Source organism: Pseudoflavonifractor sp. HNCC25GI2, assembly GCF_058136395.1.
Map to the genome: position 1 here is coordinate 1 of NZ_JBYUOW010000010.1, position 21,684 is coordinate 21,684.

Below are 21,684 nucleotides of genomic sequence, written 5' to 3' on the forward strand. Positions count from 1 at the left end.
TGCCACCGCCGCTCTGGCATCCGAGAACAAGACCCTGGCCTTCCCCTCTGTGTGCGACAACATTCCCACCAAGGCCAATCAGGAGGACCACGTGTCCATGGCTCCCTGGGCCGCACGGAAGTGTGCGCAGGTGATTAAGAACCTGGAGAAGATTCTGGGTATTGAGCTGCTGCTGGCCTCCCGCGGCATCTTCATCACGCAGGAGAAGCTGGGCCAGTTCAAGCTGGGCAAGGGTACCTCCATCGCCTATGAGAAGGTGACCGAACTCATCAAGTTCCAGAAGGAAGACATCTACATGGGTGACCAGTCCAAGGCCACGATTGGTCTCATTGAGTCCGACGACCTGCTCAACGCGGTGGAGGCCGCTGTGGGCGAGCTGTAAGGGACATACGGAAAGAAAATGGAATAAAAATGGGGCAAAAGCTGCCGGGGCGTTAATTTGTAGGCGTGCCGGCGGCTTTGCTCCGATTTTCCGGATAGATTCCTTTGACGGCGTTCTGAGATGTTTGTTATAATAATTCGGCGACGAAGGAACGAAAACCGGAATGGGTGTACTAGTTAGAAGCTGCAGTCGGTAGGTTTCGGTCTGGAGGGCGTAGCCAAGACAGATAGAGGTGATCCCGGTGAAAGAGATTCAGGCCTTCTTGTTGGGCAGGCCGCGTGTATTATTGGACGGGGAGCCGGTTTCCCTGCCCTTTAAGCAGGCGGAGGCTCTGCTCTGCTACCTGCTGGTGGAGGGCAGTGCATCCCGATTCAAACTGGCCGATTTAATTTGGGGCGACCGGGGGGATGAGAAGAAGGTGCGCTCCAACATGCGCAACGCCATTTATGTGCTGCGCAAGGCACTGGGGACCGATTTTCTGGTGGAGCGACAAAAGGATGTTCTGGAAATTAACCCCGATTACCGGGTCGAGGTGGATCTGCTCCAGTTTATGAAGCAGGAGCAGCCACTGGGGGAATACCGGGGAGATTTTCTGGAAGATTTTTATTTAAAAGACAATGAGTACTATAACGAATGGGTTATTACAATCCGGCAGGGGTACAACCGGGTCTATCTGCAGCGGCTGAAACAGGATGTGGACGAGAGCTTTCAGCAGCAGCGGTGGGACCGGTGTGAGAGCAGCTGTCTGCAGTTGCTGCAGCTGGATGAATACGACGAGTCTACGTACTGCCGTCTGATGGAGATTTACCGGATGCAGGGGGAGTATTCCAAGGCCACGGTGCTGTATGAGCAGCTGAAAAAGCTGTTTGCGGAGGAACTCTTTCAGGATCCCAGTCAGGAGGCCACGCTGCTCATGGAGCAGATTAAGGATCTGCGCAACCAGCGGGTGACCCAGCTTATTTCTCAGCGCAGCGCAGTGGAGCCCTTTTCTGAAACGGGGAAGATTTTCTTTGGACGTGAGAAGGAGCGGTATCTGCTTTCTAGTACCATTGATAGCTTTCGAAGTGAAGAAGGATGCATCAGTCTGGTGGTACTGGGCGAGACAGGCATTGGAAAGACCTGTCTGCTGGAGAATGTGTTGGAACAGGCGGAGCAAAAAGAAGGCCTGAGCTGTTTTCGGACCCGGTGCTACCGGGCAGAGGAGCAGTACGCATTGAAGCCATGGCAGAATGTGTTTGCCCAACTCATTGTATTTTTCCGGGAGCACCTGCCCCAGGAGGACAGCGTACCTTTTGTGGAGGCAGTTTCCAATGTATTTCCGTTTTTTCGGCAAAACGAGGGTGGGCAGCCCATGGACCCGGACGAAATTGCCACTGTACGGTATAACAATTCGGAGCGGCTGATCGCCCAGATTCTGATTCGCCTGGCCAGGAAGCAGAAGCTGCTGTTCTTTTTTGATGATTTGCAGTGGGCGGATAATATTACCATTTCCCTCATTCAGGATATTATGACCTCGGAGCAGAACCAGAATATTCTGTTCCTGCTTACCTGCAGAGGGGACAAGCGGCCCTTTGTAGATCGCTTTCTGGAGAGCATGGCCCTGTCCCAGTTGCTGAAAAAAGTAAATCTGGAGCGGTTCAGCTATGAGGAGACCATCCAACTGGCTGAACTGCTGGTACCCAATGGACTGGAGTCGGAGGAGGTCCGTCAGAAATTTTATCGGGAGACGGATGGCAATCCCTTCTTTATCATTGAGACAGCCAACAGCATTCGCCATAACCGCTCCATGGCGGATGTTACCCCCAACATTCGGGACAACATTTACTCCAGAATTGTGATGCTCTCCGGAGAGAGCCGGAACATTCTCAATCTTCTGTCGGTCTTCTTTGACGGCGCCACCTTTGAGTTGCTGCTGGAGCTGTCGGGCCGGGAGGAGTATGAACTGGTGGATGTGCTGGAGGCACTGCTCTCCAAACAGCTTATTCGGGAATCGGCTCAGCCGGAGGGGGTCAAGTTCCAGTTTGTCCATCAGAAGACGCTGGAATATGTCTACGGGGAGATGTCCATCACCAAAAAGCAGCTGCTCCACCAGAAAGTAGCCAGCTGTCTGGAGCGGAAGCTGCGCAACAACGACAGCGACCTGCTGCTCTACTCCCAGCTGATGTATCACTTCCAGCGTTCCCGAAACAAGAAAAAGTATCTGAAGTACTACATCGAGTATGTTTACAGCTATTTGAACCGCTCGCATGAGTATTATCCCATTATCGTCAACGTCAGCTATGTCTCGCGGCCCTGGGCGGATACGCCGGAGATTGACGGCAGTGACAACGAAGGCATCTACCGCATCCTTCAGGACATCAAAAAACTGGTGGATGAGAACATGGATGACTTTGACGAGGAGGATTGCCAGGGCTTCTTGTCCGATTATTACCACATGATGGGACGCTACCACATCCGGCTGGTGGAGTATGAGAAAGGACTGCCCTACATCAATAAGCTGATTGCCCTAAACCAAGGGGAACGCAGCCGGCGTTGCTGCACCAATCTGATCAAAGCCAACCGGCAGCTCATTTGTGTTCACCTGGACCGCTACGACACGGAGAATATGCGGAAGGTCATTGATGAATCCCTTCAGCTGCTCCAATTTATCTATAAGGCGGAGGAAGAGGCCATCTGGATGCGCCTGTCCGGCCTTTGCAGCATTATGTCGGGCGACATTGAACAGGGAATTGCGGATTTGCAGCAGGCCATTTCCACCTTTGAGCATTCGGAGGAGAAGGAACGGTATATCTACAATCTGGCGGCCTCCTACGCATGGCTGGGAGAAGCGGAACGCAGTCAGATGCATTATGACCAGGCCAAAACCTACTATGATAAGGCAATCTCCATCTGCACCAGCCATTTCCTGGCCGGTGGGACCGCTACGTTCTATACCTACGCCGGACAGGCGGCCTTCGACAGCGGCGATTTGGCCGCGGCGGAGGAGTATTTGTCCCTGGGCATCCGCCAGTTTAACGCGGTGGAGCTGATGTGGGGACGGGGCGCGGCCTTTGGCTATTACGGGATGCTGTGTGTGCAGCTGGGCCGCTACCAGGAGGCCTTTGACTATCTGACAAAGGCGGAGTGCTTTGCCCAGCGGCTGGAGAGCTGCTATGAGCAGGGGATGCTCAACCGTATGTATGGACAGATTGCCCTGCGGATGGAAGAGAATTCCAAGCTGCGCTCGGTATTTGGCCGGTATCTGGACCAGAATGCGGCATTTTATGCCGCCCGGGCCAGGAAACTGTTGGAACATGTGTATTCCCCGGTGGATCTGCTCTATCTGGAACAGGTGGAACAGCGGATACGGCGGAAGGAAGAATAAAACCAGGCGGTACGCTGAATCTGGAATGGAAAAACGAAAGGACCCAAGGGAGGAAAAAGACATATGGCGGAAAAGCAATATCACATTACGATAAACTTAAACGGGACAGACCGGGAGTTTACCGTAGAAGAGCAGGAGACACTCCTGCACGTACTGCGGGAGCGGGCGGGACTGACCGGAGCCAAGAAGGGCTGCGACCTGGGAGAGTGCGGTGCGTGTACCGTAATCATGGACGGCCGGGCCGTCAATTCCTGCTGTGTGTTCGCGGTGAGTGCGGACGGCAAGCGGGTGGAGACCATTGAGGGCATCGGCACGGAGGAGCACCCCCACCCGCTGCAGCAGGCCTTCATTGATGCGGGCGCCATTCAGTGCGGCTTCTGCACCCCCGGCATGATCATGGCGGCCAAGGCGCTGCTGGACCGCAATCCCCATCCTACCCAGGAGGAGGTCCGGCAGGCCATGTCGGGCAACCTGTGCCGGTGCACAGGCTATGAAAAGATTGAAAAGGCGATTGCGATGGCTGCGGAAGTAGTGGCCCGCTATGCCCAGGGAGAGGAGGAGCCGGCGTGAGCGAAGCGAGACAGTTTGACAGTGTCAATAAAGAGGTGCCCCGCCTGGAATCCTGGAAGAAGGCGTCGGGGCAGGCCGTCTATACCGATGACATCCGGCTGCCCAACATGGCTTATGCGGCGCTGGTGCGCAGCCCCTATTCCCGGGCCAAGGTGCTGAGTATTGATGTAAGCGAGGCGGAGAAGGTGCCCGGTTATCTGGGCTGCCTGCTGCCGGAGGAGGTACCCCAGGACTATTTCAACTGCTCGGGCAACCCGCCCTCCCCGCTGCTCATGAAGGATGAGACGGTGCTGACCCTGGAGCCCAAGACTCTAGGCGACCGCATTGCCTGTGTGGCTGCGGAGACGGAGGAGGCGGCCCGGGAGGCCGCCGACCGGGTGAAGGTGGAGTACGAGCAGCTGACCCCCTATCTGGAGATCAAGCAGGCTCTGGATGAGAAGGCCGACCCCCTGCAGCCCCACATCGCTCCCGACAACATCATCCAGCGGCGGGAGGTTTCCCAGGGCGACCGGGCTGTGGGCGAAGCGGAGTCCGACATCATCCTGGAGGACCACTTTGTGACGCCTCCCATGCAGCACGCCACCATCGAGCTGACCAGTTGCGTGTGCGATTTCAGCGACGGCAAGCATCTGACGGTGTATAGCACCTCTCAGACGGTATTCCAGGAGCGGCGCATTATGGCCGAGATTCTGGGCCTGAAGGAGACGGACGTGCGCTTCAGCAAGCCCATCGTGGGCGGCGGCTTCGGCGCCCGGCAGCAGCTCCATGCCCAGCATGTGGCGGCCCTCATGTCCAAAAAGCTGGGCCGGCCGGTGAACCTGTCCTACACCCGGGAGGAGGACCTCTACTCCGTGGTGCGCCACGGCTCCGACGTGGATCTGCGCATCGGTGTGAGCAAGGACGGCAAGCTGAAGCTGTTTGACACCACCTTCCGCCTCAACGGCGGTCCCTTCACCACCCATACCCCCACCGTAGTGGCGGCCGCGGCCCGCAAGCTGCAGTACAAGGTGCCCAACTACTTCTTTGAGGGCCTGAGCGTCTATACCAACCATGTCATCGGCGGCGCCTTCCGGGGCTACGGCAACACCCAGCTGACCTTCGGCCGTGAGATCCTCATGGACCGTCTGGCGGAAAAGCTGGGTATGGACCCCATCGACTTCCGGCTTCTGAACCATGTGCAGGTAGGGGAGTGCTTCCCCTGCGCCAGCATCCCGGTGAGCAGCAACGGCATTGAGGAGTGCGCCCGCCGCTGCCGGGCCATCCAGGCGGAGATTGACGCCAAGGAGCCCCTGGTGGACAACGAGGACATCCGGCAGGCTTGGGGCATCTCCTTCAGCTGCCACGGCTCCGGCCCCTCCAACAAGGACGGCCTGAGCGGCGCGGTGGTGATGCTCAACTCGGACGGCACCGTGCAGCTGATGGTGGGCTCGGCGGACATCGGCCAGGGCAGCGAGACCATGGAGAGCCAGATTGCGGCCGAGTGCCTGGGTATCCCCCTCTCACGTGTGCAGATCACTGCGGCTGACACCCTGACTACCCCCTACAATACCGGTACCTTCGGCAGCAGCCAGACCTTCATCTGCGGAAACTCCGTGGTAAAGGCCTGTGAGGATCTGAAGGCGAAGGTGCTGGATCAGCTGAAGACCATCTACCCCGACTGCGAGGTGGAGGAGAAGGACCACCGCTACCACATTCACGGCAGCGAGGAGCTGGACCTGAGCTTTGAGGAAGCGGCCGCCAAAATCATGTTTGACCTGAAGGGCGGCGTAATGATCGGTGCGGGCACCTACAAGGCGGCGGCCTGCCCCAACCCCTTCGCGGTGTGCTTCGTGAAGGCGGAGTACCATAAGAAGCTCAACGCCATCCGGATTCTGGATGTCATCCAGGTGGTGGATGTGGGTACGCCCATCAACCGCATGACCGTGGCGGGCCAGATCGAGGGCGGCATCGCCCAGGGCGTTGGCTACGCCCTCTATGAGCGGATGGAGATCAATCCCCGGAGCAAGCGCACCCTGTCCTCCGACCTTCTGCACTACCGCATTCCCCAGATGGGTGACATGCCCCGGACCCATGTGGACATGGTGGACAGCTATGACCCCTATGGCCCCCATGGAGCCAAGAGCGTGGGCGAGCTGACCACGGTGCCGGTGGCTCCCGCCATTGTCAACGCGGTGCGTCACGCCAGCGGACAGGAGCTGAACAGCCTGCCCCTGTGCGATAAGTTTATTATCCTGCCCAGCCACCGAAAGGAGGAGGAGTGAGCATGGCAGTCAAGACTTTGGAAGATATTCTGCAGGTAGAACACCCCACCTACATCGGAGGCGGCACGGACATCATGCCCCTGCTGAAAAACCATGTGCGGGACGACCGGGATCTGGTCTTTGTCAGTGAGGTGCTGGAGCTCCAGGGCATGGAGCACAAGGACGGGTACCTGTATCTGGGGGCCGGAGAGCGGCTTTACGACATCTCGGTGAGCCCCCTGGTGCAGGAGGGCTGGCCTGCCATCGCCCAGGCGGCGGGGGCCACTGCCTCTCCCCAGATCCGCAACATCGCCACCATCGGCGGCAACATCATGCAGGACCGCCGGTGCATCTACTTCAATCAGAGCCGCTACTGGCGCAGCGGTCTGCCCCTGTGCTTCAAGACCGGGGGCGAGGTGTGCCTCCAGATCCCCAACTCCCCCGTGTGCCGGGCCATCTACTACTCCGACGTGGCCACGGCCCTGGTGCTGTACGGGGCGGAGGCCGAGTGTGTGGAAAACGGTGAGCGCAGCTGGGTCCCTGTGGAGGAGCTCATCGCCCGCCACTCCCAGGCCAACGGTCTGGCCTGCAGCCAGCACCTGCCGGTGCTGGTGGTGCGCTTCCGGGTGCCTGAGGCCCCCAAAGGTGAGAAGAGCGGCTTTTATAAGTACGCCATGCGGGCCACCATTGACTTCCCCCTCATCAACTTTGCCCTGCGCTGCGGAGGCAACCGCCCGGCTCGGATTGTGGCGGGCGCGGTGGCTCCGGAGCCGGTGGTGCTGGAGGAGACCGCCAAGCTGCTGGAGGACGGTCAGTCCACCGATGAGGAAATTATCGCCTGCTGCGAGGCCGAGCTGAAAAAGCTGGCCAAGCCCATCAAGGAGGCCTGCATCTCCCCGGGCCTCAAGCGGGACCTGTACCGTCAGCTCTCCTGCCTGCTGCACCTGCGCAGAGACGGGGAATAAGCAGAATGATAAAAATAAAGAGGAGCGGATATGCAGCTGCATATCCGCTCCTCTTTCGTTTATGTAGTTCTCAGTCCGGAGGGAAACCGCTCAGCGGTCAGCCTCCTCCAGGGCCTCCAGCAGCTTTCCGGAGCGGATGCACTGGTAGGCGGCCTCGATGTCCAGGCTCAGGTTGCGGTCCTTGTCCAGATAGGGGATAGTCTCACGCAGCTTGGCCTTCACCGCACCGGACACCTTGCCCAGGGGAACATCTCCGCGCATATCGGTGGCCTGGGCGGCGTGCATGGCCTCCATGCCCAGCATGTAGCGCAGGTTGTCCACGATCTGGAGGGTGCGCATGGCGGACAGAGGCAGGCCGGAGGCGTGGTCCTCAATGCCGCCGGCAATGGGCACCACGTCCAGGGTGGTCACGTTGGCCAGCCAGCGGTTCTCCGCGTGGAGGGAGGCGAAGGTCTTCTGCATGGTGGAGTAGGCGATGGTCTTCACCTCGTGGGGGGTGAGGAAGCGGGGCAGGCCGGTAAACACCGGAGCCACAATCTTGATGAGCCGGTTGGTGATGGCCTGGGACATGTGGCACAGGGCGGCGGCCAGCATGTCCACACCCAAAGCCAGAGTGGTGGTCTCAAAGTTGGGGCTCACCGAGGTGTTGTTTTCCTCTACAAGGATGCAGGGGTTGTCATCGGTGCGGTTAATCTGCAGCTCCAGATACTGTTTTACGAACTCCAGCGCATCCACCACCGAGCCGTTGATGGCGGCACCACAGCGGTAGCACAGGGGATCCTGCAGGGCGCGCTTGGGGTCGGGCTGTTCCAGGTAGCTGCCCTGGAGGTAGCGGCGGCAGTCGGCGGCGCAGCGCATTTGGCCGGGCAGGCCGCGCTTTGCGTTGACCGCCTCACCCAGGGGCTGCAGTCCGCCGTTAAGGCCCTCCAGCCCCATGCAGTAGATGGCGTTGGACAGCTTGATGATCTCCTCGGTCTCCTTCACCAGCATGACCACCAGGGACTCGCCCTGGGCGTTGGAGGAGGCGATGGACAGTCCGTCCTTGGGCCCCAGAATGGCGGGCTCCATGCCCTCGGCGTGCAGGGCCTCAATGGAGGGGACGATCTTGCCGTGGTACTCCACCTCGCCCTCGCCGATGATGGTCTGGCCGATGAGGGGCAGGGTGCTCACGTCGCCCTCGCCCACGGCGCCCCGGCGGAGGACACGGGGATGAATGCCCCGGTTCAAAAACTCCTGGTACATCTCCAGAATGTTCAGGGAGATGCCGGTGCAGCCGCACAGGGCGGTGTTCAGGCGGATGCACAGCATGGCGCGGACCTCCTCCACGCTGCAGTAGGGGGCGATGCCCAGAGAGTGGCTGTTGATGAGGTTGCGGTTATATTGCTCGAAAAAGTCCTGGCTGAACTCCCGGTCCTTGTTCCAGCCAACACCGTGGTTGAGACCGTAAACGGGCTGGCCGGTGGCGGCCAGGTCAAACAGGACCTGACGGGCGGCCTTCACCCGGGGAATAACATCGGGGTCAATCTGCACCTTCCGGCCGTGGTAAACCACGTCGTACAGATCCTCCAGCGTCAAGTTGGAACCATTCAAAATTAGCGTATCACTCATTGTTGACTCCTCCATCCTTTGCCGTGTGAGAAACGGAGCGCCGGACGAGAAAATGGAACCGGCGCAGTTTAGCTCATTATATTACAAAAGCACTAAAATGTCACCTGCTTTTTCATCAACTTTTTGGTTCCACAAGACAGAGCTGCCCGGCTGAAAAAGGAGACACAGATTTTTATATAAAATCAAAGAAAGGACTGGATGTCGGGAGAAAAAAGGTTTAGTATAGCAGTGTATCAGTACATGCGGAGAAGCCGGAGGAAAGGCGGCAGGATGGACGCGCTTCCTCCCCGAAGACGGGACGCGGGTTTCTCAGGCAAAGTTTAGGAGGAGAAAACATGGTTATCACACTGGGTGCTCCGCTGAACCTGGAGCAATTTATTCAGATTGCCCGATTTGGGGCCAAGGTAGAATTTTCCCCCGAGTATTGCAGCCGGGTCAGCCGCGCCCGTCAGCTCATTGAAAAAGCCATCAGCGAGGACCGGGTGATGTACGGCGTCACCACCGGCTTCGGCTCCCTGAGCACGCGGGTGATCAACAAGGAGGAGGCCCAGCAGCTGCAGCGGAACATCGTTCTTTCCCACTCCATCTCGGTGGGCGAGCCCTACACCAAGGAGCAGGCCCGGGCCACCATGCTCATGGTGCTCCAGAATGTGGGTCAGGGGCACAGCGGCGTGCGCCTGGAGGTGCTGGAGCTGCTGCGGGAGATGCTCAACCGGGACGTGACGCCCTGGATGCCCCGGGAGGGCTCGGTGGGCTACCTGTCTCCCGAGGCCCACATGGCCCTGGTGCTCATCGGCGAGGGACAGGCTTACTATCAGGGCGAGCTGATGCCCGGCAAGGCCGCCATGGAGAAGGCGGGTCTGGAGCCCATGCCTTTGGCCGCCAAGGAGGGCCTGGCCCTGGTCTCCGGCACCACCTCGGTGACGGCTCTGGCCAGCCTGGCCCTGTATGACATGATCAACGCAGGCAAGGCCGCCGATGTCATTGGATCGGTGTCCCTGGAGGTGCTGAAGGGCGTTATGCGGGCCTTTGACCCCCGGGTCATGTCGGTGCGCCCCCACAAGGAGCAGGGAGGCAGCGCGGACAACGTGCGCCGGATTCTGGCCGGTTCGGAGGTTCTGAAGCACTACGAGGGCACCCGGCTTCAGGACGCCCTGTCCCTGCGGTGCATTCCCCAGCTCCATGGTGCCTCCAAGAAGGCCTTCTACGACGCCAAGGGCACCATTGAGATTGAGATGAACTCCTGCTGTGACAACCCCATTATCTGGGATATGGGGGACGACGCAGACGTGATTTCCGCCTGCAACTGCGACTCCTCCTATGTGGGCCTGGCCATGGACAGCGCCTCCATCGCCTGCACCATGCTGGCCAAGATGTCCGAGCGGCGCAACAACCGCATTATTGACGAGGCCTTCTCCGGCTATCCCGCTTTCCTCATCAGCAATCCCGGCCTCAACTCCGGCCTGATGATTCCCCAGTACGGCCAGGCGGGCCTCCTGAATGACATGCGGATTCTGTCCACCCCGGCGGTCATCGACAATACCCCCACCTGCTGCAACCAGGAGGACTATGTGGCCATGGGCTACAACGCCTCCAAGAAGGCCATTCAGGTGGTGGAGAAGCTGGAGTACATCCTGGCCATCGAGCTGCTCTCCGGCTTCCAGGCCCAGCAGTTCCTGGACGAGAAGCTCGCCCGCAGCCCGGCCACGGCCAAGCTGCTCCAGGAGATTGGGGCGCATGTGCCGGTGATGAAGGAGGACATGTTCCTCCACCCCCACATTGAGTATCTGCGCGGCCTCATCCACTCCGGAGAGCTGGTGAAGCTGGTGGAGAGCGTGGTTGGTCCTCTGAACTAAACTGCCATAAAAAAGAAGAAGGACGCACCCCTTAAAGGGTGCGTCCTTCTTTTGTCATCAGATAGTGCTCGATGCGTGTGAGTTCCTCCGGGGTGTCCGTGTCCCACAGCTCAGCCTCCTCTTCCGCTTCCACGAAACGGAAGGTGGGGTTGAGACTGCGCACCGCGGCGATGCCCCCCTGTTCCCCGGTGAGGGCGGCCAGATTGGGATAATAGCGGCTGGGGAAGAGGACAGGGCTGCAGGGCCGCCCCTGAAAGGCCAGCCGGACCACCGCCTCCGGCTGGCGGTGGAAGGCCTCCAGCAGCCGCTCCATGCTTCGGCGGGAGCACAGGGGCTGATCCCCCATAACAAACATACAGCCCTCGGTTTCCTCCATGGTGCCAATCCCCAGACGGATGCTGTCGCTCTGGGCGCCCCCTTCATAGCGCAGACAGGGGACCCCTGATGCCCGGCACAGCTGCTCCACCTCCTGAGAACTGGCCACCACGACGATGGAGGAAAGCTGTTCCCGGGGGAGGCTGTCCAGCACCCGGGACAGCACCGGCCGCCCTGCCAGGGGACAGATCAGCTTGTTGCCGCCAAACCGGACGCCTCGTCCGGCCGCCAGCACCACACAGCCCAGTTTCATACATGACCTCCTGATGGGAAAACGTGCATTGTGGTTACCCCTGGTCTCCGGTACAATCCGGCCCCTGCAGGGGAATGAAATCGCCCAGATACTGCTCGTACAGAGCATGGGCGGCCTGCTCACAGGCGGCCCGGTAAGCCTCGTAGCGCTTCAGCAGCTCCTGCCCCTCGGGGGTCAGGGTGCTCCCGCCGCCGCCGCGGCCACCGATGGTGCGCTGAGTCAGGGAGATGCCCAGGACGGTCTCCACATGCTTGACCATGTGAAAGGCCTTGGTGTAGGCCATCCCCATGCGCTGAGCGGAGGCCCGGAGGCTGCCCAGCTCCTGCACGCCGGAGAGAAGCTCGTAGGGGCCCTCTCCGAACAGACGCTCCCAGTCGTCGGTGCAGAGGGTGACTTTCAGTTTGATTTTCATGGTCCATCCGCTTCCTTTCGTCCGAATCGCCGCCCGGGGCGGAGACGTTATTGGAATGGGAATACAACGATACTATCATAAAAGCGGCATACCCGTCAAGAAAGGGGAGGAAAGCGGGAATTTTCCGGCCCGGCCCTTGCAATCACCCCCATATTCTTGTATAATATTACGGAATCGTTTTGCGAGGATGGCCGTGGAACCGGCCATATGAGATAAGCCGATGTTCGGCGGAACAATACAAGAAGGCGTGATGACTGTGAAGTACGATTTCACCGCGATTGAAAAGAAGTGGCAGACCCGTTGGAAGGACGAGAAGACCTTCGCCTGCCAGACCGGAGACACCAGCAAGCCCAAATTCTACGGCCTGGTGGAGTTCCCCTATCCCTCGGGCAACGGCCTGCACGTGGGCCACGCCCGGCCCTACACCGCTATGGACGTGGTGGCCCGCAAGAAGCGGATGGACGGCTATAACGTCATGTTCCCCATTGGGTTTGATGCCTTTGGCCTGCCCACCGAGAACTTTGCCATCAAGAACCACATCCACCCCGCCAAGGTGACCCACGACAACATTGCCAACTTTACCAAGCAGCTGCACATGCTGGGCTACTCCTTCGACTGGGACCGTGTGGTCAACACCACCGACCCCAGCTACTACAAGTGGACCCAGTGGATCTTCCTGCAGCTCTATAAGCACGGCCTGGCCTACAAGACCACTATGCCTGTGAACTGGTGTACCTCCTGCAAGTGCGTGCTGGCCAACGAGGAGGTTGTGGAGGGCGTGTGCGAGCGCTGCGGCGCCCCCGTCATCCGCAAGGAGAAGAGCCAGTGGATGCTGAAGATTACCGCCTACGCCCAGCGCCTCATTGATGACCTGGACGACCTGGACTTCATCGAGCGGGTGAAGATCCAGCAGAAGAACTGGATTGGCCGCTCCACCGGCGCGGAGGTCACCTTCAAAGCCACCACCGGAGAGGAGATTGTGGTATACACCACCCGTCCCGACACCCTCTTCGGCGCCACCTATATGGTCCTGTCCCCCGAGCATGAGCTTATCCGCAAGTGGCTGGAGGCCGGCCTGCTGAAGAATGCCGATGAGGTGAAGGCCTACCAGAAGGAGGCTGCCTCCAAGTCCGACCTGGAGCGTACCGAGCTTAACAAGGAGAAGACCGGCGTCCAGCTGGACGGCGTGAAGGGCATCAACCCGGTCAACGGCAAGGAGATCCCCATCTTCATCTCCGACTACGTCCTGGCCACCTACGGCACCGGCGCCATTATGGCCGTTCCGGCCCACGATGACCGCGACTGGGAGTTTGCCAAGAAGTTCGGCTGTGAGATTATCGAGGTGGTCTCCGGCGGCGAGGATGTGCAGAAGGCTGCCTTTACCGCCAAGGACGAGACCGGTATTCTGGTCAACTCCGACTTCCTCAACGGCCTCACCGTGAAGGACGCTATCCCCGTCATCACCAAGTGGCTGGAGGAGAAGGGCATCGGCCACGCCAAGGTGAACTACAAGCTGCGTGACTGGGTGTTCTCCCGTCAGCGCTACTGGGGCGAGCCCATCCCCATGATCTACTGCGAGAAGTGCGGCTGGCAGCCCCTGCCCGAGGACCAGCTGCCCCTGCTGCTGCCTGAGGTGGATTCCTACGAGCCCACCGACGACGGCGAGTCCCCCATCTCCAAGATGACCGACTGGGTGAATACCACCTGCCCCTGCTGCGGCGGCCCCGCCAAGCGGGAGACCGACACCATGCCCCAGTGGGCCGGTTCCAGCTGGTACTTCCTGCGGTATATGGATCCCCACAACGACAAGGCTCTGGCCTCCAAGGAGGCGCTGGAGTACTGGTCTCCCGTGGACTGGTACAACGGCGGCATGGAGCACACCACTCTCCACCTGCTGTATAGCCGGTTCTGGCACAAGTTCCTCTACGACATCGGCGTGGTGCCCACCAAGGAGCCCTACAAGAAGCGTACCTCCCACGGCATGATCCTGGGTGAGGGCGGCGAGAAGATGTCCAAGAGCCGCGGCAACGTGGTGAACCCCAACGACATCATCGACCAGTACGGTGCCGACACCATGCGCACCTATATCATGTTCATCGGCGACTTTGAGAAGGCCGCTGCTTGGTCTGCCAACGCGGTGAAGGGCTGCAAGCGCTTCCTGGACCGCGTGTGGAACCTGGCCACTGAGCAGGAGCACGTGGGCGACGAGTACTCCAAGGCCAACGAGGCGGCTGTTCACAAGGCCATCAAGAAGGTGTCCGAGGACATCGAGGCCATGAAGTTCAACACCGCTATCGCTGCGCTGATGGCCCTGGTCAACGACTTCTATGCTAACGGCGCCAGCCGGGGCGATATGAAGGCCCTGCTGCTGATGCTCTCTCCCTTCGCCCCTCACATGTGCGAGGAACTGTGGGAGATGGCCGGCTACGGCGGACAGGTGTGCCTGCAGCCCTGGCCCGAGTACGACGAGAGCAAGACTGTGGCCGCTTCCGTCCAGATGGCCGTCCAGGTCAGCGGCAAGGTGAAGGCCAACATCGTGGTGCCCGTGGATGCCTCCGATGAGGAGATTGTAGCCGCCGCTCTGGCCGAGCCCAAGATCCAGAAGCTGTCCGACGGTATGACTCTGGTGAAGTCCATCGTGGTCAAGGGCAAGCTGGTGAGCCTCATTTTCAAGCCCCAGGCATAATGCCCTTGACCACCACCGCGCGAAGCGCGGCGCGCCTGTGGCGCGTTAAATGCGAAGCGTAGCGGAGCATTTCCGGAGGACGGGCTTTGCACGTCTGAGGATTGAAAGTCGAAGGGGGCCCAGCGAACACAGGTTCGCTGGGGAAACAAGGGCAAGCTGGTGAGCCTCATTTTCAAGCCCCAGGCTTGAGCAAGGTTTACAGCACGTTCACAATTCCCACTTGACAGAGGGCGTTGTAACGAATATAATACTACTGTTAAAGCCATACAAATGGCCCTTACGTGGACGGGGGACGCCCCGCCGCGCCGGAGGGAGGGAAATATAAATGTCGGAAATCCGTGTGAGAGAAAACGAGTCTCTGGAGAGCGCGCTGAAGCGCTTCAAGCGCAGCTGCGCGAAGTCTGGTGTGCTGGCTGAGGTCCGTAAGCGTGAGCACTACGAGAGCCCCAGCGTCAAGCGCCGCAAGAAGTCCGAGGCCGCCCGCAAGAATCGCAAGAAGTTCTACTAAGATCGAAAAACACCGCAGCTTCGGCTGCGGTGTTTTTTATCCTGAGAAAAATTTAATTTTCTTATTGACAAGCTACATATTTTCTGGTATTATATCTCTTGCGCTGAACAAGACGGCTTGTCCTGTTCGGGAAAATATGGGGGTATAGCTCAGCTGGGAGAGCGCTTGAATGGCATTCAAGAGGTCAGCGGTTCGATCCCGCTTATCTCCACCAATCGTCGCAAGTCATCTGGACTTGCGACGATTTTTTATATCAGAAACAGAACGGAATGGAGGAAACGAGCCATGATCCGATTTTACTGTGACTACGCCGAAGGGGCCCATCCCGCAATTCTGGAAAAGCTGGCCCAGACAAACTTTGAGCAGACAGAGGGCTACGGGGAGGACCATTTCTGCCGGGAGGCCCGGGCCCGGATCCAGGAACTGTGCTGTGCGCCGGAGGCTGACGTCCACTTCCTGGTAGGAGGCACCCAGGCCAATCTGACGGTCATTGCGGCCACTCTGCGGCCCCACGAGGGCGTGATTGCCACGGACACCGCCCATATCAGCGGCCACGAGACGGGCGCCATTGAGGCGACCGGGCACAAGGTGCTGACGGTACCCAATCAGGACGGCAAGCTCACCGCCGAGCAGGTGGAGGCGTACTGGGAGGCCCACCAGGCGGATGAGACCAAGGAGCACACGGTCAAGCCGGGCATGGTGTATATCTCCAATCCCACGGAGCTGGGCACCCTCTACACGCTGGAGGAGCTGGAGGCGCTGTCGGCGGTGTGCCGCAGCCATGGACTGCCGCTCTATCTGGATGGAGCGCGGCTGGGCTACGGCCTGGCGGCGGAGGACAACACCCTGACACTGCCCGACCTCGCCCGCCTGTGCGACGTGTTTTACATCGGAGGCACCAAGCAGGGGGCCATGTTTGGGGAGGCTGTGGTCATTCTCCAGCCCAGGCTGAAGGAGGATTTCCGCTATCTCATCAAGCAGCGGGGCGGCATGCTGGCCAAGGGACGGCTGCTGGGGATTCAATTCCTCATCCTGTTTGAAGACGGACTGTACCTGCGCCTGGCCCGCCACGCCGACGAGATGGCAGACCTGCTGCGGGAGGGCCTGGAGAAGGCGGGCTGCCCGCTGCTGGTGCACAGCCGTACCAATCTGATTTTCCCCATTCTGCCTGACAAGGCGATTGAGAAGCTGAAGGAGAAGTACAGCTTTTCCCACCACCAGCGGATGGATGACAGCCATTGTGCGGTGCGTTTCTGCACCAGCTGGGCCACCAAGCGGGAGCATGTGGAGGCCTTCGTGGCCGATATCCAGAAGGAAGTAGGCTGAGTGATATGACCGGGGCCGGAGAATTTTCTCCGGCCCCGGCAGAAAATTTTCCAGAATGAAAAATTTTTCTTGACAATCGGGCAGAATCTGCTATAATAACCTACGGTCTCACGATTGTGGGTTGCAAAAAGTAAATATTTGGGGGTATAGCTCAGCTGGGAGAGCGCTTGAATGGCATTCAAGAGGTCAGCGGTTCGATCCCGCTTATCTCCACCAAAAAGACTTGAAACTTGTGTTTCAAGTCTTTTTTATTTTTTCTGAGGAAATGTCGGCATGTTGTGTGCTTGATTTCTGCCGGGGGAATAAATGTCCGCCCTGCGGTTCAGACTAAGGGTATCTGAACAGAGGAGTTGAGCCTTCCATGATTGAGCAGGATACCATCAAGCTGCTTCGGGAGTGTGACGCGGGCGTAAAGATGGGCGTTGCATCCATCGATGACGTGCTGGACCGGGTGCGCAGTGACAAGCTCAAAAGCTACCTGACCCGGTGCAAGCAGGAGCATGAAACGCTGAAGCAGGAGATTCATAAACTTTTGGATCAGTATCACGACGACGGCAAAGAGCCCAATTCCATTGCCAAAGGCATGTCCTGGATGAAAATCAACGTGAAGATGGGCATGGATGACTCAGATCAGACCATCGCGGCTCTCATGACAGACGGCTGCAATATGGGAGTCAAGTCCCTGAACCAGTATCTGAACCAGTACAAGGCCGCCGACGAGGTGTCCAAGGATATCACCAAGCGGCTCATCAATCTGGAGGAGCGGCTGGCCGTAGACATCCGAACCTTTTTGTAAGCGTAATCAGGAGGCATCACCGTTCCCACCGGGGAGGGTGGTGCCTTTTACTGCCGATTAGAGGAGGCTTCTTAAATGGGGGAGCACGTGACACGCCATCCGAGGAGCACCGTGATGAGAGGTCCCTACTTTGAGGGCTGGTATTTCAAACTGCAGACTGGGCAGGGCGAGGCGCTGGCGCTGATCCCCGCCTTCCACATTGACCGGAGCGGGCGGCACAGTGCCTCGCTGCAGGTGATTGTCCGGGACCAGAGCTGGTGGCTTGACTACCCCGGAGATGCGCTTCAGGTGCAGACAGAGCCGCTTCGTATCCGGTTGGGGGCATCCTCCTTTGCAGAGGAGGGGGTGGAGGTGTCCGTGGAACGGGCCGGGCTGTCCTTGCACGGTACCGTCTGGTTCGGCCCGCTTCGAAGACTGAGCTCAGACATTATGGGCCCGTTTCGCTTTCTGCCCCATATGGAATGTACCCACGGCGTCATCAGCATGGCCCACAGCTTAGAGGGAGCGCTGGTCTGCAACGGCAGAACGCTGGACTTTTCAGGCGGTGTGGGGTATGTGGAGACCGACCGGGGTCGTTCGTTCCCCAGCCGCTACCTCTGGAGCCAGTGCGTCTGGCCTGAGTCCGATCCCAGCAGCATCATGCTGGCGGCGGCCTCTATCCCGCTGCCTGTGGGCAGCTTCCGGGGCTGTATCTGCGCGGTGGTGCACGGGGGGCGGGAATACCGCCTGGCCACCTACCGCGGGGCGCGAATCCGGCGATGGACCGGAGAAGGGGTGACTATTTGCCAGGGAAGCTGGCGACTGGATGCCCGTCTGGAGACAGGAAAGGGGCAGGCTCTCCGGGCGCCAGTGGAAGGAACGATGGGGCGCATCGTCCATGAGAGCCTTTCCGGAGCGGTACATTACCGCTTTACTATAGGCGGGCGGCCTGTCCTGGACCGCACCGGGCGCTGCGCCAGCTTTGAGTCCTCCGGCAAATAGGGCGGCAAACCATTCCGGTGACAAAAGGACAGAGAGGGCGGCTGGCATGTGCCAGCCGCCCTCTCTGCTTGAAACAGCTCAAAACAGGTTACTGGGGATGTGACAGGGGAAGAGTGACGGTAAATACCGTGCCGTGGGCTGCGTCGCTGCGCACCGTGATGGTGCCCCGGTGGGCCTGTGCCACCGCCTGGGCGATGGACAACCCCAGGCCATAGCCGCCCTGCTCCCGGCTGCGGGAGCTGTCCGCACGGTAAAAGCGCTCAAACAAATGGGGTAGGTGCTCGGCCGGAATGGGTGGACCGGAGTTGGACATGGTCAGAACAGCCCGATCCTGCTGGCGCTCCAGACGGAGGGAGGCCTCACCCTTTGGCCCGGCGTACTTGATGGCGTTGTCCAGCAGAATCATCACAAGGCGTTCCAGGCTGGCCCGGTCTCCATTCAGAGAGAGACCGGGGGACACCTGACTGTCCAGATGGACTCTTTGTTCAAAGGCCACTGATTCAAAACGCAGCAGGCAGCCCTCGGTCAGATCGCTGAAGTTGACTGCCTTGGCGGCGGGCAGACCGGCGGCGTCGTGCTTGGCCAAGAACAGAAGGTCCTCCACCAGGGATTTCATCCGCCGGGCCTCATCCTGAATATACTCCAGCCATTTTTGGTTGTCGGCCACCGGCTGCTTGGGATGGGAGAGAACAATGCCGGTGTTGGCCAGTATGACGGTGATGGGGGTTTTCAATTCGTGGGAGGCGTCGGCCACAAACTGATTCTGTTGCTCCCAGGCCTGTTCCACCGGGCGCAGGGCCAAGCGGGAGAGGAAGAGGCTGATGAGGAAAAAGCATACGATGGAGGCCAGACCCACCAGCAGAGAGTTCAGAATCAGCCGGGTAAGGGAGGAGCGCTCCCAGCCCATATCGGAGAAAGCGATCCGGGTGTTGTCCCGAATGGTTCGGATCTGAAAACGGAGGCCCAGGTCCTCCAAAATGCCCCGGTCTGCTTCGCTGGACAGAGCCTCCTTCACGGCCTGCTCCAGAACCTCATCAGAGACGCTGTCTCCGCTGCCCAGCGTCAGCTCATCCAGACTGCCGTCGGGAGAAATCGTGACGCAGAAGACCGGGATCAGGCGGCTGCGGCCGTCCGAATTTCCATTGGGAAGGCCGAAGGTAAAGGGCCTGGGGTCGTCCCGTCCCTCCCAGCGGAGAGCCAGCTCCAGGGCAGCAGTGGCGTCCTCTTCCAACTGCCGGGCGGTGGAGTATACCAGCGTGGCAAAGACGATGAGCAGCACCAGACAGACCAGAGCCATGTTGATTCCGATGAACTTCAGGCGCAGCTTTTTCAGCATGATTTGTCCTCTTGCTTCTGAATACACTCCAGAAAATAGCCGGCCTTACGGATGGTGCTGATAATCACCTGGCTGTTGAGGTAGGAGAGCTTTTTCCGGAGAAAGGAGATATATACCTCCACATTGTTGTCCTCTGCCTCGGACTCCATGCCCCACACCTTGGTGATCAGGGTTTCCTTGGCCATGACGCTTCCCTGGTTGACCAGCAGAAGGCGCATGACCTCGTATTCCTTGAAGCCCAGACGGACAGAGCGCTCTCCGCAGGAGAGTACATGGGAGTTGCAGTCCAGGGAGAGGTCACCCATGGTGAGCACGTCGCTGAGAATTTCGCCCTGGCGGCGGGTGAGGGCCCGCACCCGGGCCAGCAGCTCGCCGGTGTCAAAGGGCTTGGTCATATAGTCGTCGGCGCCGCAGTCCAGGCCGCTGATTTTGTCGGCCACCTCGTCCCGGGCGGTGAGCATCAGAATGGGAGTGGATACCCGGGCAGCCCGCAGCTGACGGGCCACCTGGAAGCCATCCAGTCCGGGCAGCATGACATCCAGCAAAATCAGATCGTATTGCCCGGCCAGGCCATAATCCAGACCGTCCTGGCCGTTATGAACCACGTCTGCCTGATAGAGCAGCTCCTTCATCAGCTGGCGCAGGGTCTCAGCCAGCCGGGTTTCGTCTTCAATAATTAAAACACGCATAGAAGCGCCTCCTGGTGCGTTGATGTGACACCATTGTACTACCCCAAGCTGTAATTGCCCTGAAAACAGGGGCTTTTAGTATAGCACAAGAAAGGAAAATGTGCCACAACGGTGAAGAAAGAAAAGAAGAAGGTGAAGAAAATTTATTCTTGCTTAAATTTAGTTGTGGTTTTTTAAGAATTGGTATATGATTATCCTTATATAAGGAAATCCGGCGCCGGCGATGGAGGCCTGCCTACGGGGCGGAGAAACGGGGAAAAACGGCAGTTCCTGGTCCGCTGCCGGGGGAATCCGGCGCCAACAAAAGGAGAAGAAGATGAAGTTTCATATTGTCAGTGACAGCTCCTGTGATCTGGGTCGGGAACGTGCCGAGCGGATGGGGGTTACTCTGGTGTCCTTCTATGTGGCCTTTGAGGGGGAGCCCTACTACCGGGAGGAGCGGGATATTACCAGCCAGGACTTCTACCGCATGATGGCCCAGCGTACCGGGGAGTTTCCCAAGACGTCCATGCCCACCGTGGAGGACTATCTGCAGGCCTTTGAACCGGCCGTACGCGAGGGACAGCCGGTGCTGTGCGTCTGCCTCAACGAGCCCTTCAGCGGGTCCATTCAGGGGGCGCGCAACGCCCGGGAGGTGTTGCTGGAGGAGTATCCCCAGGCCAAGATTTATGTGATGGACTCCCAGCTGGCCACCGTGCTTCAGGGGCAGCTGGTGGAAGAGGCGGTCCAGCTGCGGGACCGGGGGTACACGCTGGAGGAAGCGGTAGAGGCGCTGGAGCCCCTGCGGGAGAGCGGACGGATCTTCTTCACTACAAATGACCTGGACTATCTCCGCCACGGCGGCCGCATCGGCAAGGCGGCAGCCACCACCGGGGCGCTTTTGAAGGTGAAACCCCTCATCGGCTATCATAACCGGGAGCTTATCTCCGACGGCATTGCCCAGGGGCGGAAGAAGTCTTTGCAGCGGGTGCGGGAGCTCTTTTACCGCCATGTGGAGCGGGAGAGGCTGGACCTGGCCCAGTGGCGGGTGGTCACCGGATTCGGACTGGACCGGGAGGAGTATGACCAGTTTACCGCCGCCCTCTTTGAAGGGCTGAAGGAGCGGGGGTATGATCTCCCGGTGTCCGAACCCTATCAGATTGGTGTGACTATTGGCGTCCACACCGGCCCCACCCCCATCGGCGTGGGCATTCTGCGCCGGGCAGTCCGTTAAACGGCAAGAACAGCGCCGGTTTTCCGGCGCTGTTTTTTTGCGCTGGGGGAGAAAGAGCTGTAACAGCGCTGTTACTTTTGGAGAAGAAACTGTAACCCCCTTGCCCCTTGTTTTTTTGAAAAAA

Annotated in this window: 17 protein-coding genes and 2 tRNA genes; 14 read left to right on the top strand and 5 right to left on the bottom strand. The window is 59.3% G+C overall.

The window, feature by feature from the left end; genetic code table 11:
* From AC3YUO_RS11095 to AC3YUO_RS11115, 5 genes are all read left to right on the top strand, one after another.
* Positions 1-382: aromatic amino acid lyase (locus tag AC3YUO_RS11095; protein ID WP_489963099.1), on the top strand; the 382-nt coding region annotated here is incomplete at its 5' end.
* Between the two features lie 241 nt (positions 383-623).
* A complete protein-coding gene (locus tag AC3YUO_RS11100) occupies positions 624-3,746 on the top strand; it encodes an ATP-binding protein (RefSeq protein WP_489963100.1) in 3,123 nt (1,040 codons plus the stop codon).
* A gap of 63 nt (positions 3,747-3,809) precedes the next feature.
* On the top strand, positions 3,810-4,316 hold the full coding sequence (locus AC3YUO_RS11105) for a (2Fe-2S)-binding protein (RefSeq protein ID WP_489963101.1): 507 nt from the start codon (positions 3,810-3,812) through the stop codon (positions 4,314-4,316).
* Positions 4,313-6,577 (top strand): xanthine dehydrogenase family protein molybdopterin-binding subunit, encoded by a 2,265-nt coding sequence (locus AC3YUO_RS11110; protein WP_489963102.1) that lies wholly within the window; start codon positions 4,313-4,315, stop codon positions 6,575-6,577. The genes AC3YUO_RS11105 and AC3YUO_RS11110 overlap by 4 nt, the downstream gene beginning before the upstream one ends.
* 2 nt (positions 6,578-6,579) lie before the next feature.
* Positions 6,580-7,521, top strand: a complete 942-nt coding sequence (locus tag AC3YUO_RS11115) for an FAD binding domain-containing protein (RefSeq protein ID WP_489963103.1) — start codon at positions 6,580-6,582, stop codon at positions 7,519-7,521.
* 90 nt (positions 7,522-7,611) lie between these two features.
* Here the strand turns inward: AC3YUO_RS11115 and AC3YUO_RS11120 are convergent, their stop codons facing one another.
* Positions 7,612-9,129 carry an HAL/PAL/TAL family ammonia-lyase gene (locus tag AC3YUO_RS11120; RefSeq protein ID WP_489963104.1) on the bottom strand — a complete coding sequence of 506 codons (1,518 nt, stop codon included), beginning with the start codon at positions 9,127-9,129 and terminating at the stop codon, positions 7,612-7,614.
* A 335-nt stretch (positions 9,130-9,464) separates the two neighbouring features.
* Here AC3YUO_RS11120 and AC3YUO_RS11125 point away from each other — a divergent pair, with 335 nt between their 5' ends.
* Entirely contained in the window at positions 9,465-10,985 is a 1,521-nt protein-coding gene (locus AC3YUO_RS11125) for an HAL/PAL/TAL family ammonia-lyase (RefSeq protein ID WP_489963105.1), read from the top strand.
* 31 nt (positions 10,986-11,016) lie between these two features.
* On the opposite strand, the gene AC3YUO_RS11130 is transcribed toward AC3YUO_RS11125, so the two are convergent.
* Positions 11,017-11,613 carry a nucleotidyltransferase family protein gene (locus tag AC3YUO_RS11130; protein WP_489963106.1) on the bottom strand — a complete coding sequence of 199 codons (597 nt, stop codon included), beginning with the start codon at positions 11,611-11,613 and terminating at the stop codon, positions 11,017-11,019.
* A gap of 34 nt (positions 11,614-11,647) precedes the next feature.
* The gene (locus AC3YUO_RS11135) at positions 11,648-12,025 is read right to left on the bottom strand and encodes a winged helix-turn-helix domain-containing protein (RefSeq protein WP_489963107.1); all 378 of its coding nucleotides are present in this window, start codon (positions 12,023-12,025) and stop codon (positions 11,648-11,650) included.
* A gap of 256 nt (positions 12,026-12,281) precedes the next feature.
* On the opposite strand from AC3YUO_RS11135, the gene leuS reads away from it, so the two are divergent.
* From leuS to AC3YUO_RS11170, 7 genes are all read left to right on the top strand, one after another.
* Positions 12,282-14,711, top strand: coding sequence for a leucine--tRNA ligase (gene leuS, locus AC3YUO_RS11140; protein ID WP_489963197.1), 2,430 nt, complete (start codon positions 12,282-12,284; stop codon positions 14,709-14,711).
* A gap of 325 nt (positions 14,712-15,036) precedes the next feature.
* Positions 15,037-15,219, top strand: a complete 183-nt coding sequence (rpsU, locus tag AC3YUO_RS11145) for a 30S ribosomal protein S21 (RefSeq protein ID WP_489963108.1) — start codon at positions 15,037-15,039, stop codon at positions 15,217-15,219.
* Positions 15,220-15,357: 138 nt separating this feature from the next.
* Positions 15,358-15,433 (top strand) — tRNA-Ala (locus AC3YUO_RS11150).
* A gap of 71 nt (positions 15,434-15,504) precedes the next feature.
* Positions 15,505-16,545: a threonine aldolase family protein gene (locus tag AC3YUO_RS11155; RefSeq protein WP_489963109.1), complete on the top strand. Its 1,041-nt coding sequence runs from the start codon at positions 15,505-15,507 to the stop codon at positions 16,543-16,545.
* 140 nt (positions 16,546-16,685) lie between these two features.
* Positions 16,686-16,761, top strand: a tRNA-Ala gene (locus AC3YUO_RS11160).
* Between the two features lie 145 nt (positions 16,762-16,906).
* On the top strand, positions 16,907-17,341 hold the full coding sequence (locus AC3YUO_RS11165) for a hypothetical protein (RefSeq protein WP_489963110.1): 435 nt from the start codon (positions 16,907-16,909) through the stop codon (positions 17,339-17,341).
* A gap of 114 nt (positions 17,342-17,455) precedes the next feature.
* Positions 17,456-18,322, top strand: a complete 867-nt coding sequence (locus AC3YUO_RS11170) for a tocopherol cyclase family protein (protein ID WP_489963111.1) — start codon at positions 17,456-17,458, stop codon at positions 18,320-18,322.
* An 88-nt stretch (positions 18,323-18,410) separates the two neighbouring features.
* On the opposite strand, the gene AC3YUO_RS11175 is transcribed toward AC3YUO_RS11170, so the two are convergent.
* Both AC3YUO_RS11175 and AC3YUO_RS11180 read right to left on the bottom strand, forming a co-directional pair.
* Entirely contained in the window at positions 18,411-19,658 is a 1,248-nt protein-coding gene (locus AC3YUO_RS11175; protein WP_489963112.1) for a sensor histidine kinase, read from the bottom strand.
* The gene (locus tag AC3YUO_RS11180) at positions 19,652-20,347 is read right to left on the bottom strand and encodes a response regulator transcription factor (protein ID WP_489963113.1); all 696 of its coding nucleotides are present in this window, start codon (positions 20,345-20,347) and stop codon (positions 19,652-19,654) included. Before AC3YUO_RS11180 ends, AC3YUO_RS11175 begins: the two co-directional genes overlap by 7 nt.
* Positions 20,348-20,663: 316 nt before the next feature.
* Between AC3YUO_RS11180 and AC3YUO_RS11185 the strand changes: the two genes are divergently transcribed.
* A complete protein-coding gene (locus AC3YUO_RS11185; protein WP_489963114.1) occupies positions 20,664-21,560 on the top strand; it encodes a DegV family protein in 897 nt (298 codons plus the stop codon).
* Positions 21,561-21,684: the final 124 nt, after the last annotated feature.